This window comes from Lysobacterales bacterium, assembly GCA_014946745.1.
GTDB lineage: Bacteria > Pseudomonadota > Gammaproteobacteria > Xanthomonadales > Xanthomonadaceae > Aquimonas.
On the sequence record JADCRD010000002.1, the window covers coordinates 492,463 to 506,431 of the forward strand.

At 69.7% G+C, this 13,969-nt stretch carries 10 protein-coding genes; 5 read left to right on the plus strand and 5 right to left on the minus strand.

Going from position 1 to position 13,969, the window contains the following annotated elements; all coding sequences use genetic code 11:
- The first annotated feature begins 40 nt into the window (after positions 1–40).
- The 4 genes from H4O13_14290 to H4O13_14305 all read left to right on the plus strand — a co-directional run bounded on the left by H4O13_14290 (position 41) and on the right by H4O13_14305 (position 5,449).
- Entirely contained in the window at positions 41–2,179 is a 2,139-nt protein-coding gene (locus H4O13_14290; protein MBE5316558.1) for a TonB-dependent receptor, read from the plus strand.
- Positions 2,180–2,184: 5 nt separating this feature from the next.
- Entirely contained in the window at positions 2,185–3,237 is a 1,053-nt protein-coding gene (locus tag H4O13_14295; protein ID MBE5316559.1) for a PepSY domain-containing protein, read from the plus strand.
- A 362-nt stretch (positions 3,238–3,599) separates the two neighbouring features.
- Positions 3,600–4,001: a hypothetical protein gene (locus tag H4O13_14300; protein MBE5316560.1), complete on the plus strand. Its 402-nt coding sequence runs from the start codon at positions 3,600–3,602 to the stop codon at positions 3,999–4,001.
- 287 nt (positions 4,002–4,288) lie between these two features.
- The gene (locus H4O13_14305) at positions 4,289–5,449 is read left to right on the plus strand and encodes a hypothetical protein (GenBank protein MBE5316561.1); all 1,161 of its coding nucleotides are present in this window, start codon (positions 4,289–4,291) and stop codon (positions 5,447–5,449) included.
- A gap of 249 nt (positions 5,450–5,698) precedes the next feature.
- On the opposite strand, the gene H4O13_14310 is transcribed toward H4O13_14305, so the two are convergent.
- From H4O13_14310 to H4O13_14320, 3 genes are all read right to left on the minus strand, one after another.
- Positions 5,699–9,028 carry a hypothetical protein gene (locus H4O13_14310; protein MBE5316562.1) on the minus strand — a complete coding sequence of 1,110 codons (3,330 nt, stop codon included), beginning with the start codon at positions 9,026–9,028 and terminating at the stop codon, positions 5,699–5,701.
- Between the two features lie 199 nt (positions 9,029–9,227).
- Positions 9,228–10,403, minus strand: coding sequence for a hypothetical protein (locus H4O13_14315; protein MBE5316563.1), 1,176 nt, complete (start codon positions 10,401–10,403; stop codon positions 9,228–9,230).
- A gap of 228 nt (positions 10,404–10,631) precedes the next feature.
- Entirely contained in the window at positions 10,632–11,222 is a 591-nt protein-coding gene (locus H4O13_14320) for a hypothetical protein (GenBank protein ID MBE5316564.1), read from the minus strand.
- A 120-nt stretch (positions 11,223–11,342) separates the two neighbouring features.
- Here H4O13_14320 and H4O13_14325 point away from each other — a divergent pair, with 120 nt between their 5' ends.
- Entirely contained in the window at positions 11,343–11,633 is a 291-nt protein-coding gene (locus H4O13_14325) for a magnesium transporter (protein MBE5316565.1), read from the plus strand.
- On the opposite strand, the gene H4O13_14330 is transcribed toward H4O13_14325, so the two are convergent.
- Together H4O13_14330 and H4O13_14335 are read right to left on the minus strand one after the other, a co-directional pair.
- Positions 11,517–13,127 (minus strand): DUF4166 domain-containing protein, encoded by a 1,611-nt coding sequence (locus H4O13_14330; GenBank protein ID MBE5316566.1) that lies wholly within the window; start codon positions 13,125–13,127, stop codon positions 11,517–11,519. The genes H4O13_14325 and H4O13_14330 overlap by 117 nt on opposite strands.
- Positions 13,124–13,588, minus strand: a complete 465-nt coding sequence (locus H4O13_14335; GenBank protein ID MBE5316567.1) for a DUF393 domain-containing protein — start codon at positions 13,586–13,588, stop codon at positions 13,124–13,126. Before H4O13_14335 ends, H4O13_14330 begins: the two co-directional genes overlap by 4 nt.
- Positions 13,589–13,969: the final 381 nt, after the last annotated feature.

The window sequence follows — 13,969 nt, forward strand, 5'->3', positions numbered from 1 at the left end:
CTTAGTGTTTGCGGGCTGTGCCTTCGCAAAGCGTTGAACCATGCCCCGCCCTCGCCTGCTCGCCCTGCTGATCCTGACCTCCCTCGCTCACTCCGCGGCCGCGCAGCCGGCGGCCGGCGATGCCGCCGAGGCCGAAAAGAAGACCCTGGACGCCGTCGTCGTCACCGCCACCCGCACGCCGACGCCGGTGAGCGCGATGCCGGGCACCGTGACCGTGCTCGACCGCACGCAGATCGAGACCCAGGCCACCCTGCGCGACGAGCTGTCCAGCGTGCTGGAGTACACGGTGCCCGGCTTTGCGCCCGGCACGCGCAAGCTGGCCGGGCGCGGGGAAAGCCTGCGCGGGCGCAATCCGCTGTTCCTGATCGACGGCGTGCCGCAGCACAACGCGCTGCGCGACGGCCAGCGCGACGGTTACACCATCGACCTCGACTTCATCGAGCGCATCGAAGTGATCAACGGCTCCAACGCGATCCAGGGCGTGGGCGCCACCGGCGGCGTGGTGCAGATGGTGACCCGCCAGCCGGGCACCACGGACGCCTGGGAAACCACGCTGAACACGCGCCTCAACAGCGACGACGGCTTCGACGGCGATGCGCTGTCGTACAAGGCGTCGGCGCTCACCGGTCGACGCTTCAACGCGGTCGATATCGCCTTCGGCGTGGCGCTGCAGGAGCGCGGCTTGTTCATCGATGCCGAGGGCGATCCCGTGGGCCTGTACCCGACCCAGGGCGACATCATGGACTCCAGCTCGCGCGGGCTGTTCTTCAAGTCGCTGTGGCGGCTGGGCGATAGGCGCAGCCTGGAGCTGATGCTGAGCGACTACCTGCTGGAGCGGAACGGCGACTTCCGCAGCGTCGACGGCAACCGCGCGCAGGGCGTGCTGACCGGCACCCGGCGCGGCGACCCGTCGGCCGAGGTCGGCGATCCGGCGCGCAACGATGTCACCACCGCCTCGCTGACATACAGAGAGGATTCGCTGCTCGGCGGCGCGCTCACCGCGCAGCTGTTCGACCAGTCCTACGAGGCGCTGTTCGAGGGCGGCACCTTTGCCGGCTTCTTCCGGCTGACGCCGAACGGCCCGGCCTTCCTGGATCAATCCGCCGAGCTCTCCGACAAGCGCGGGCTGAAGCTCACCTGGAACCGCGCCATCGAGGCGCACCTGCTCACCCTCGGCATGGACTGGTTCCAGGACGACTCGTCGCAGGTGCTGGCACGGAGCGGCCGGGCCTGGGTGCCGGACACGCGCTTCGAAAGCCTCGCGCCCTTCGTGCAGGGCAACCTCGCGCTGGGCGACACGCTGAACCTTTCCGGCGGCCTGCGCTACGAGGACGCCGAAGTGCGCGTCGACGACTACACGACCATCGCCTCGTCCAACGCGGTCGCCGTGCGCGGCGGCTCGCCCGACTTCGCCGAAACCCTCGGCAACCTAGGTGCGGTCTGGCGTTTCGCGCCGGACTGGGCGCTCTACGCCGGCTACGCCGAGGGCTTCACCATGCCGGACGTGGGCCGCGTGCTGCGCGCCGTCAGCACGCCCGGCGTGGACGTCGACAGCCTGCTGTCCGTCGAGCCCATCGTCAGCGACAACCGCGAGATCGGCATCGAGTGGGACAGCGGCAGCCTGCGCGCGCGCCTCACCGCCTTCGACTCGCGCTCGGACAACGGCGCCCTTCTTCGCTTGAACAGCGCCGGCATCTTCGAGGTCGAACGCCAGCGCACCGAGATCGAAGGCATCGAGCTGTCGCTCGACTACCTCACCGACTTGGGCTGGCTGTTCGGCGGCAACTACGCGCGCACCGAAGGGCGCTACGACTCGAATCGCGACGGCGCGATCGACAGCGACCTCGATGGGCTGAACCTCGGCCCGGATCGCCTGAACCTCTACGTGCAGGGCGAGTTCGCCGAGCGCTTCAGCGCACGCCTGCAGGGCTCGCTGCTGGAGAGTCGCCGCTTCGAAGGCCCCGCCAATCGCGGCAACGCCAACTTCAGCGGCTACGCCATCGCCGACCTCATGTTCGGCTACGACAGCGAGGTCGGCCGCTTCCAGTTCGGCATCGAGAATCTGTTCAACCGCAGCTACATCACCTACTTCTCGCAGGCGGAAACCAGCCAGGCCAACAACACCTTCTTCGCTGGCGCCGGTCGCAGCCTGGCGCTGTCCTGGCAGCGGACGTTCTGAATCCGATGCGTGCGCTGGTGCTGCTGCACCGCTGGATCGGCGCCCTGCTCGCGCTGGCCCTGCTGGCGATCGCGGGAAGCGGCGCCCTGCTTCTGTTCGCCGATGACTACCTGCGCTGGCGTCTGCCGGTGCTGGCGGAGTTGTCTGCCGCGCCCGCGCCCACGCCGCAGGCGCTGGCGAACGTCATCGCCCAGGCGCAGGCCATCGGCGGCACCGTGGCCTTCCCGAAGAACGCGCTGCCGGCCTACGTCCACTACCTGCCCGGCGGCGGCCAGCGTCTGCACCATCCACTCGATGGCCGCCTGATCGCCGAGTGGGGGCCCCTGGAGACCGTGCCCGGCGCGCTGTTCGAGCTGCACGCGCATCTGCTCGCCGGCGAAACCGGTCACCTCATGGTCGGCGCGATCGCCCTGCTGCTGATGGCGATGCTGCTGAGCGGCCTGCTGCTGTGGTGGCGCCTGCGCCGCGGCCTGCCGCTGCGCCACTGGCGGCCGCGCAGCGCGCACAGCCGCGAGCTGCTGCGCTCGCACAGCGCACAGGGCGTGTGGCTCAGTCTGGGCTTGGGCTTCATGGCCGTCTCAGGCGCCTCGCTGGTCTTCCATACCCAGGCCGCAGCGCTCTTCAACGGTCTGTTGGGCGCGCACGGACCGCTCAGCCCGACGCCGCAGACCGTGCCTGCGGCGATTCCGCTCGCCAAAGCCGACTGGCAGCGCGTGCTCGCTCGCGCCGGCGAACACTTCCCCGATGCGCAGCTGCGCATGCTCACCCTGCCGCGCAGCGTGGACGCACCGCTGGTGCTGCGGCTCAAGCGCGCCGCCGAGCTGCATCCCAACGGTCGTTCCTACCTCGCGATCGATCCCGCCACGGGCAGCGTGCTGCAGGCGATCGACGCCACCCGCACCGGCCTGGGGCCGAGCGTGCTCAACAGCCTGTATCCCCTGCACGCGGGTAAGACCGGCTGGACGGGCCATCGCGCAGTCCTGCTGCTGATTGCCATGGCGCTGTGCTGGATCAGCGCGAGCGGGCTGTGGCTGTTCCTGCGGCGCCAGCAGCGCTGAACAGGCGCCTGCGGCGGCAAGACCCGCCGGCGGCGGGAAGTCGCCCGCTCCGTCAGCTGCGATGCAGCGCATCCGCACACGCAAGGCATGGCCGGCGATGCGCCGGACGACGCGGCCCACCCTGTCAGAACTGGCAGGGTGGCGAGCCCGCCCAGGGCAACGCGAGAAACACGCCGCACGCCGCGCGCAGCAAGGGCTGCGCCCTGTATCGCGGATGCCGCCGCGGGCTTGCCCGCTGGGCTGCGCGCCGGGCACGGCCCCTGCAGTCCGTTGAACCGGCCGACTGTTCACTCCTAGCATCGCCGCGCGGTTGACGCACGCAAGGGCGCCAGCCGCTCCTTCACTTCCATCAGGAGCATCCCATGACTCTGAAGCCCTCACTGCTGGCCGTTCTTCTGGCGAGCGCAGCCGCCGCGTGTCTGATGCCTGCGCCCGCCAAGGCGGGCAGTCTCGACCAGGCCCAGCTCGCCTGCTATGTCGACACCTACGCCTTCGACCAGCTGGCCACCGACTTCTGCGTCTCGGTGTGGACCCCCGGCGGCGCGGACCTGGAATCGGTTGCCGTGTTCGAAGTGGTCGGGCTGCCCCCGGGCAACTACACCTACAGCTGGAACTTCGCTTGCGACAGCTCGCTCAGCTGCTTCACCAGCATCAATGCGCGCTGGGACCACGTCAAAACCGCGCAGGTGACTGTCCGCAACGTCGCCACGGGCGAGCAGCGCACCTTGAGCGCGACGGCCGAATACATCAACGGCTGGGACTGAGCGCAGCCAAGGCAACGCTGAAGAATTCAGCGTTGCCGCGCGCCATGGAGGGCGCGTCTTCGGCACACGCGGCGCACGGTCTCACCGCCAACGTCCGCTGGCACCATCGCGCGCGCGGGCGCGACGGTCCTCCGCGGAGCTGTCAGGCCCCGGTTCTGCCAAACGCAGCGCGGGGCCGATCTGGGATCACACCCGCGGTCGGCCCGACAGCCCGACTGTCGGTGCAGGGGCTCTCGATTGTCGCCTGATGCGTAGGCTCGCAGCACTCACTCGCCCGAGGCCCGCACATGTCCACCCCGTGTAATCCCGTCCGCCGTCGCATGCTGGGCGCAGCGATCGGCGGGAGTGCTCTGGCCGGCGCTTCCTCGCTGTGGAGTGCGTCCGCGACGGCGTCGCTGCTGGGTGCGGCACCGGCCTGGCGCCTGCAGCGGCCGCTGCTGCAGTGGTTCCCCATTGCCGGCACCGCGGGCGCCGGCGGCTCCGCCATCGATGCCTACTGCGGCATGGCGCTCAAGCCTTCGACCGGCGAGCTGATCATCGCGGCGGCGGGCGGCCATAGCGACAGCGCCGACAACGGCGTCTACAGCTTGAGCCTGTTCGACGATGCACCGCGCTGGCGCACGCGCCGCGCCGGCAGCACGCAGGTCCAGCCCAATGTTCTGTACTACGCCGACGGCCTGCCCACGTCGCGGCACACCTATTCGCACATCCACTACGTGCAGAGCCGGGATGCCGTGCTGCTGTCCGGCTGCCGCTTCGGCTATGGCGGCGGCACGCCCAGCGGCCCGGGCATGGATCTGTTTCACCTGGGAAGCGACAGCTGGCTGCCGCGCTTCACCTTCGCAGACATCTCGCCCTTCGACGGTTTTGGTGTGGTGCTGGATGCCGCCGGCAACGTCTGGACCACCAGCGGTCGACGCTTCGACGTCCTTGCGAACACCTGGTCTCGACCGGGCAACGGCACGCTGGGGCGCTTCCCCGCGGCGCTCGACCCGCGCCGCAATCAGCTGTTCTCCCTGCAGTTCGGCGATGGTCAGGGCTACGACCCGCAGCTCGGCGTGGTCGCGCGCGTCATTGATGCCGGCACCGGCAACGGCGGTGCCGTCAGCTTCGAGAACAACGCCGCGCTCGCCGCGTTCATCGCGGCCGCGCCGACCTATGCGGGCATGGATTTCGATCCGACGCTGGACCGCTTCTGCTTCTACCACCACGGCGAGGCCGGTCGGGTGTACACGGCAGCCCCAGGCACGGGCGCCGCCTGGCGGATGGATCTGCTGCCCACCTCGGGCACGCCTGCGGCGGGCCCACCCAGCGGTTCGGGCATCCAGCGCAGGTTCCTGTACGTGCCCGCACTTCGCGGCTTCGTGCTGCTGGCGCGTGCGGCGGCCGAGCTGTGGTTTCTGCCCACGGCCGATCTCGATCACGTGTTCGCCAACAGCTTCGAGTAAGCCCGCCGGCAACAGGCTGCGCACCTGTCTGCACGCGCGCCGCGCAATGGACTGATCTGCGGCTTCGCTCGGCCGGGTGGCGACGCGCATCCGCGGCCCGCCGAAGTGAGTCGGGTTCACCCACGACAACGCGGATCAAGCACGTGGATGTTCTATCCGCGAGCGCGCCGTCCTTGGCGCGCAGCAGACGGCAGTCCGGTGCGCTCTGTTCGGCCATCGCTCCAGCAATCGCCGCAACGCTTGCCGCTGTCAGAGCGTTCTGACGAAGTACAGGCCGCTCGCTTCGGTGGGCATCAGCACGAGCCCGCCCAGCGATGCCACATAGCGCAGGCGACCGTTGATGCCCGAGCCCGAGCCCGGGGTGCCCGGCAGGACGCCCGTGGTTGTCACACGCTGCATGGCCCAGCCGGTCGCGCCCGTCCGTGGGGTGATCCGGTAGAAGCGCCGGGTCAGCGCAGAGCCGCTGCTGGTGTGGCCGAAGTACAGCCAGAAGCAGTCGTTTCCGGAGTCGTAGCAGCTGCAGCAGTAGTTGGAGATCGCCGCGGGGTTTCCCACGCCTGGGTTGGCGGCGTTGATCTCGGCGATCGCAGCCGTGGTCTCGCTGTCTGTCGCCCACGTGATGGGGGTGGCGACGCCGGTGCTGCGATCCATGATCTGGCCACGGAAAGGATCGCTGCCGAAGCCCTGCCCGTCGTTGACCTGGAAGCCGGCGAAGCGCCCGCGGAGACTGTCGAACTGCCAACCCCAACGCAGCGTGCCGCTGTAGCCGGGCGGGTCGATGAAGGTGTTGGTCGCCTGCACCCAGAGGTCGCCACCGGCAGTCCACACGTTGCCGGTCAGCGGGTCGTGGGCGATGCCGAAGAAGCCCGGGCGCACGTCGGGATAGCCGCTGCCGCTGGCGCCGGGTGCGCCGGGCACTACGCCATCCCACGCGTGCGCGGGCCCGGTGCTGTGGCCATCGACGGCATAGCGGTCGTTGCCGTCCGACCAGCGCCCGCGCGCGCCGAACAGCATCACGCGCTGGCGCTGAGCGATGTAGAAACCATGCTGGTAACCGTGTCGGCTCACCGGCTTGCCGTCGGCCATGTAGGCGGCGTTGGCGATGAGACTTCCGGGCGGCGTGGCGGCGATGCGCTGGCTCCAGGCGGGCGCGTGGTCTTCCACATCGACGCTGTAGACGCCGTTGTCGGCCGAGTCGCTGTGCCCGCCGTTCGCCGACGAGTACAGCAGCCCCGTGCCATCGACCTGCACGAGCAGACCCCACGCGTCGATGATGCCCGCACCAAAGCGCCACACCGTGCCAGGCACCGGCACGGCCTCTAGCACGGCAGGCGCGGCGGCGGCCAGCCAGGCGGGCTCGGTGCCGCTGGCCGGCGCCACGCTCATCACCGGCGTCGCTGCGCTCCATTGGGTGACCAGCATGCTGTTCCAGTTGCTGGCGCGCAGCATGCGCTTGTAGCCCTCGAGCGCGCCCGGCACCGCGTGCCGCACGGCGTAGGCGATCGCCATCTGCAGCGTGCCCCAGTTGCCGCGTGCGGTGGACGCCGCGGTGGCGTACTCGATCGCCAGCACGCCTTCGGTGGTGCTGGGCTCGTTGCCCCCATCCACTGCAGCCAGGGTGTTGGCATAGAGGGCGGCCGCACTCGCAGGCCACGGGCCTGTTCCGCTGAGGAAGGCGCTGGCGCTGTAGGGCGCACCGCCAAGTTTCACCGAGTAGCGGTTGGCGTTGACGTACCAGAACTGCGCTGCGGTGCCGAACCGGAACACGATGCTCCGCGCCTTCCACTCGAAGAACTCCGTCAGCCGGGTGCGGACTGCAGCGGAGAGCGGCAGGCCCAGCGTCATTGAGTAGCCGAACGCGGCGGTGACGAAGTCCTGCTGCCAGACCTTGATGTCGTTGAGCGTGCCGTTGTCCCCGGTCTCGCCCGGCAGGATGAAGCCATAGGGGTTGTTGGCTTGCGCCACATAGGTGGCGTGTAGCGCATTGATGCTGTTCTCGACGCTCGCGAGAAACTCGCTGCGCTGGGTCGCGTCGTCGTCGGGCGTGACCGCCAGGGCCTGGGCCAGGGTGCGCCACTGCCACGCCATCGCACGGGTCTGCCAGGCGCCAACGGCGGTCTGCACCAGGCCCTGCGTGCCGTTGCGTCCCCAGCTGTCGCTGGAGTGCCCCAGGAAGTTGGTGCAGGCCGCGAACTGGGCCTCTTCCATGAAGTAGAAACGGCCCGTCAGCAGATAGGCCAGGTAGCCCACCGAAGGGCTGTGGGCGGTGTCCCAGATCGGCGGGTTGCCGCCGGTGGCCAGCGGGATGCCGCCGCCACTGCCGTTGTCCCTGAAGCCCTGGCTGTCGCCGATGTTGCGGCGGGCCTGCTGGCTGAAGCGCAGCATCCGGTGGGTGGCCTCGTCGCGGTAGTGAATGCCGTAGCGGCCCGCGCTGTAGCCGTTGCGCACCACGCTGCCGTAGGCCCGCGGGCGTGCCGCCGACTCGGCGGTGAGATAGAGCACGTCATGCTCGGGCAGCAGGCCGATGGGCTCCTGATAGCCGCCGCTTTGCATGTCGTCGTTGCCATAGACGAAGCGGCCCTGCTGCAGGGGCGCGAAGCTGGCGGTCTGCGCCTGCATCACGGCCGCCGTTTCCGCCACGCGGGCGCGATAGGTCGGCACCAGCTCCGTGCGCTGCAGGTAGGTCGGGTCCGCCAGCGGAATCACGCCCGGATCCGCGCCCAGCCAATACGAAAGCGCCGTGCCGTTGATCAGCGGCGTGCGCTGGTGGTGCTTCAGATCGATCGCGCCGCTGAAGCGCTGGGTGCCGCCCATCGTGAAGGTGTAGACCGCGTTCTTGTTGGTCGGCCCGGGCACCAGCAGGTAGCCGTTCTCGATCCACGGCAGCACCTCGACCGCACCGTCCGCATACAGCCGCACCTCCAGCCACGCAACCAGATGCGCGTCGGCGCCGATCGGCTTGCGGTAGATCCAGCTCGACATCCGCGGCCCGCTGACCCAGGTCTGGAACGGCGCCGACCAGTCCGCGCCGCTGAAGCTGGCCGTGCCGAAGGCGCCTGCGCTGAACACCACGGGCTGCGTCATCACGGCCATCAGTGCGGCGGTACTGAGCAGCGGGCCCGTGGCCGCTGCGCCGGCCGCCAGCGTGAGCACCGTTTCGCCGACACCCAGGACCGCCGTGCCCGCCAGAATCACCAGCCTGGCGCTGCCGTCAGGCCAGCTGTTCTTGATCGTCGCCTGCGCCTGCGCACCCGAGACGATGACGCTGAAGCCCGCCGGCACATCGCCCTTGCGGAACGCCTGCATGGCTGTCCACGGCGCGGTCTGCGCGCTCGCGCTGAGCAGACGCAGGGTCGTCAGCGGCGTGCCGGGCGCCGGACCGCGCAGTTCAAAGCCATCGGCGAACACGGTGTCGCCACCTGTGGCCGCGGGCGGAAACTGCGCCTGGCCCACGCCCGCCTGCAGGCCGAGCCCGCCCACCACCGAGCCCGCGATCGCCATTCGCAACAGTTCACGCCGCTGCGCATCTACGCCGGCCGTATCGCCCTGGGAGCCCTGACCTCGCCTGCCCTTCTTCATGTGCGCACCGCAGTCGAAAGAACGAGCCGCGAGACTGCCATGCGTGCCCGCGCCTTACGCCCGCGGACCTGATCAACGCGACGGGCGAGCCAAGCCGCTTGACTATCGGTGCCTGCGGCTCGCTGTGGACGCTGGCTGCGGCGGCTCCCGTTCGCAGTGCACTGTCGGCGAGCGCAGCGCTGCCCGTGGGCGCCACCGCTCAGCGCGGACGCAGGTCCAGAAAGATTGAAAAGCGCATGCGCGAGCCCTCGACCGAGATCGAGACCAGTTCGGCGCGGGCCACCTCGGTGTCGGCTTCGAGCAAGCGCAGGAAGCTGTGCGTTGCCGCCGAGTTGCGGGTGGTGCCGGTGACCAGCACACGCTTGCCTTCCGGACGCCAGATGTCGATGCGCTGATCGTCGAGCTGGGCGCGAATCCGGTCTTCGAGTTCGAATACGCGCAGGAATGACGCGAGCGGCTCGACCGAATCGGGCGGCGGCAGAACGCCCACCGGCTCGATGACCGCCAGCTGCAGCGCGGGCTGCGACGACGCGGCCATCGCAGGGTCGGTTGCCCGCACCAGCGGCGGCAGGCGCTGCGGGTCCAGCGACCACATCGGCGGTCGCTCGCCCGGCGCCAGCCTGGCCCAGCGCGCTTCGGTCTCCAGCGCGTAGGGAATGCCCTTGCAGCCATCCCCGCACCAGACCGTGATCTCGCTGCGCGAAAGCTCGACGGTCTGACGAGCGATCAGTCCGCCCACCTCGTCGCGGGCGATCTCCACGACCTGCGGGTAGCCGTCGCGAAAGCCGCTCTCCAGCTCCAGCCAGCCGTCTTCGCAGTCGTGGTGGCTGAGCGCACCGCCGCGATCCTGCACCGGCCCATGCTGGGCGAGGCGCTGTTCGTAGGCGTGCAGGTTGAGGTGCAGCGCGCCCTGCAGGGAAACGCCTTCGCGCGCCACCCGCCACCAGCGCGCGTAGGCCTCCGGATCGCTTTGGCGCAGGGCATCCGCATCACGGTCGACGTCCGCGCTCGCGCGCCGCAGTCGAAACTGCAGCCCGCAGATCGTGGTGGATTCACCCGGCTGAAGGTGGCCGGAATCGAAACGGCAGCCCATCGGCCCACGCTCGATCAGCAGTGCGGCACCCGTGCGGTCGCCAGGCACGCCGGCGAAGTGCGCGGCCGGATCGAATTCGCTGTCGGGGTCTGGCGTGAGGGTGTAGCTGCCTTCCAGATTCGGGCATTCGGGAAACTGGGGATCGCGGAACCCGGGATCGGCACGCGCGAAGCTGGAGGGCGGTGGCTCATTGCCGCCGCGAATGCAGCCGACCAGCAGGGACGCCAGCGCAAACAGCGCCAGCACGCGCCGCAGGTGCGCCGGTCTCCATTTTCGAATCATCAGCGTCCCCACCCGGATGGCTCGCCAAGGAAGACGGCCGGCGCACAGTGTGACTGCGGTGAGTGCAGACGGCGAGGCTGAGCAGGCGAGCGCCACGGGTCTCTCCGCGGTCGCCTGCGCCGGGCCGCCGGGCGTAGACGCCGAGTCAGCGTCCACACCGTTCACGCACTGCGCCACCACCAAGGGCCTTCAGAGGCGGCGGCAGAGGGCGAAGGGTTCCCGCAGCTCTCATTCGGCGGTCAACGCCCCCGCATAGCCCAGTGCGAAATGCGGCTGCAGGCGACGCCAGAAGTCGGCATTGATGCCGTTTCCCGCGTGCATCGCAGTGGCTGCATCGAGCTCGGCCAGGGCGGCGTCGAAGGCGCTGCGGTCGCCGTCGAGGAAGGCGATGTAAGCGCGCACGTGTGCGTTCCAGCGGAACGGCGCATCCGCCGCTTCATCGTTACGCAGACTGGCCTGCGCGGCGACGCGGGCCGCCTCGATCTGACCGGCCTCGCCGCGCAGCTGGGCGACATGCCAGCGCGGACTGCTGCGGGTGTCGCCGGTGTGGGCGATCCAGACCTCGATCAGATCGGCCGCCTGACGCGGGCAGCGTGCCTCTGCGAGCACGCGAAACCCCTGGCCCGGGGTCTGATCGAACTGCGGGTAGTCGAGCGTGAGCGCCTTCGGCAGCTGCGACGCGTACAGGGTGTCGCAGTCCATCGCGTTCGCCGCTCCCGGCATCGCGGCGAAGGCGAGTGCGATGGCGGTGGCCGACCACATCGCCCAGCAGGTGGAGCGCGCGGACATCAATGCAGGGAGAGAGTTCTGTTGGGTCACGGTGAGCGCTCCAGGACCAAGGCGATCGCCTGACTGCAGTCCGTGGCCAGGGTTCCCCGCGGGCGGATCGCGCTGGCAGGGCAGAACGGGGGAACCGGAGCGGCCCTCGCGTCCAATCGGATGGCGGCGAGTCTGGCTGGCGCTGGCGTACCGCTGACCCTGCGGCAACTGGGCTTCGACCCGGCCCGGGCCAGCAGCATCTTCCCATCCACGGTGGCAGATCTGCTGGGGTTTCTGGCCTTCCTGGAGCTGGGCAGCTTGCTGCCATTGCGTGTGGCCGCCCGCAATTCGGGCTCAGGCAAGCCAGCCGCGATAGCGCACCAAGCGCCCGATGCCGAGTGGCGCATCGAGCGCAACGTCGAAGTGGAAGCGGCCTGCTTCGACGTACTCGCGCGCCTCGCTTCGCGGTAGCAGCCCACTCGGCAGCGGCAGACCGAGCAGCCAGCCGCGACGCACCGGGAAGTGCAGCGCCTCGCCGGACAGGTTCAGGCCCAACTCGAACTCGAACGGGCCGAAGCGCTCGCGCAGGCAGCCCTCCACTACGCGCAGGCGCGAGTGAAAGCAGCGCGTGCCGAAACGGCGCTGCCAGCGCTCGCCCTCGTCTTCGCGGGTCTTGCTGACCTCGACCTCGATGTCATCGGTGGCCGCAGGAAAACCGAACACGGCGCACAGCAGGCGCGCGAGCCGGCCATCGCCACGCTCGACCCGCGCCCTGCCCTGCAGCACGCGGGTGTGGAACACCGTGTGGCTGGCGCGGATCGGCGCGGGCAGGCTCGACAGGTCCAGTCCGCGCACGCTGGCGAACAGCGCGCGCAGCGTGCTGCTGTGGCGTTCGAAGCGGATGCTGCAGTCGCTCATCGCAGCCTCAAGCTCACCCAGCTCAAGCGCTTCGAGGCAGGGCCGCGCCCCGGCCAGCGGCAGCGGTTTTCGAAGCAGCGCGCGCACTGGCATCGCCGGAACCCAGGGGCCATCGCCTTGCTCGGCCAGCAGCGTCCAGCGGCGCAGACTGCGCTCGAATTCGGGCTGATCCGGCGCACGCCCGATCAGCTCCACCACCATCCCGCCGCGATCGCTGCCAAAGGGCTTGAGCAGATCGGCGAAGACGCGCAGCAGGCGCACCAGCCCGGGCCGGATCGGCAGCGGCCAGCGCCTGCGCAGGCGCGAGAACTCGGCCAGGCTGCGGCTCATGACGCCGAGCTCAAGGCCGGCCCGAAAGCTGACGCTGCCGGCGCCGAAGTGCGGAGGGAACAGATCCAGATCCGGCACGCCGATGCGGTACGCCCGGCGCTGCCCGAATGGACCCAGTCGATACAGCTTCGGCGCACTCCAGCCGCGCATGTCGCGCCAGCCGCGATCCAGCCAGATGCGCCGCATGCGCCCACACTGCTCAAGAATGCTGCTCATCACCGACAGCCCACGCGGCGCCCGATTGCCCGGAAGAATCGCGGTGTCGATCGACTCGATCTGTTCCAGCCCGCAAGCCAGCGTACGCACCGCAGCGGCCGAGATCGCCGGCACGCTGGACACGCCAGACAGGGCCACGCAGCCGTGGGTGCGAGCCAGAGTGTCCAAGGCCGCGATGCCGACGCAGAAACCCGCGTCGTCGGCCAGATCAAGGTAGTGGATGTGCGCCGCCAGACAGGCGTCGACCAGCGCATACGGGCGCTGGCCCTCGGTCCGGAACGGGCCCGCCGCATCGACCAGCAGGTCGATACCCAGAGTTGCCAGCAGCCCGGTGTCGGCATCCCGATCGAAGCGCAGCGCCTGCGCACCCAGCTCGTGCGCGAGTGCCTGCGCGCGAGCGATATCGCGCCCGGCGACGATGAGCGCGTGGCCGTCGCGCGCCAACAGGCGTGCCACGCGCTCGCCGAACACGCCGTAGCCGCCGAGCACCAGCACCTTCATGGCGGATCGCGGATCAGGCGCGCGTGCAGGCTGGCCGCAGGCAAGGCACACAGATCGCCACGCCCGAACCAGCGGTAGCGATTGCGCGCGATCCATCCATAAAGACGCTTGCGCAGCGGCCGCGGCACGATCCGCAGCAGGCAGAAGGCGCGCCCCCAGCCGCCGCTGCGCTCGCCGACCCGGATCAGCGCCTCGAAATCCCCCAGCACCTGCCCGCGCTCCAGCAGCAGCCAGGTCTCAGGGCTGTCGACACGCAGGCCGTAGTGGCTCAACAGCGCGCGGCCCAAGACGGTCTGCACCGGGCAGATGCGGATCTCGCCGCTGCGATCGAGCCGATCAATCATGCGCGCGCCGAAACAGCACAGCGCGCACTCGGCGTCCATCAAGGCGATGGGAAAGCGATCGTCGAAGCCCGGCACCTGCGGATCGGAGCGATAGCTGAAGTCGGCGGATGCGCGCATGCGGGAAGTGTACGAAAGCGCAGCCACCTGCACGTAGCGCAAGATCGTGCGCAGTCGGGCCGGGCGCTGGGCACTGCAGGCGACCCACGGCGAGGACCGCCGCATGCGCGCGATGCTATCCGCGCTTCCGCGACCTTACCCGCAACGCGTTCGCTTGACGCTCGGTGGCTTGCGGTGAACACCAGCAAACGCCGCCATTTCGCATCGCCCCCCATCAGCGGGCCCAAGGCAGCACTGCGGCGCGGCCGGATCGTTTCGTCTTCGGGTTTTCGCTCTCCGCACTCGTCCGCGCCAGGAACAGACGCTGTGGCCGGCCGATCGTCGCGCGGCTTCCGCCGTTGGTGCGCGTCTTCCCGTGCACTGTACAAGGATCAGCAGGCG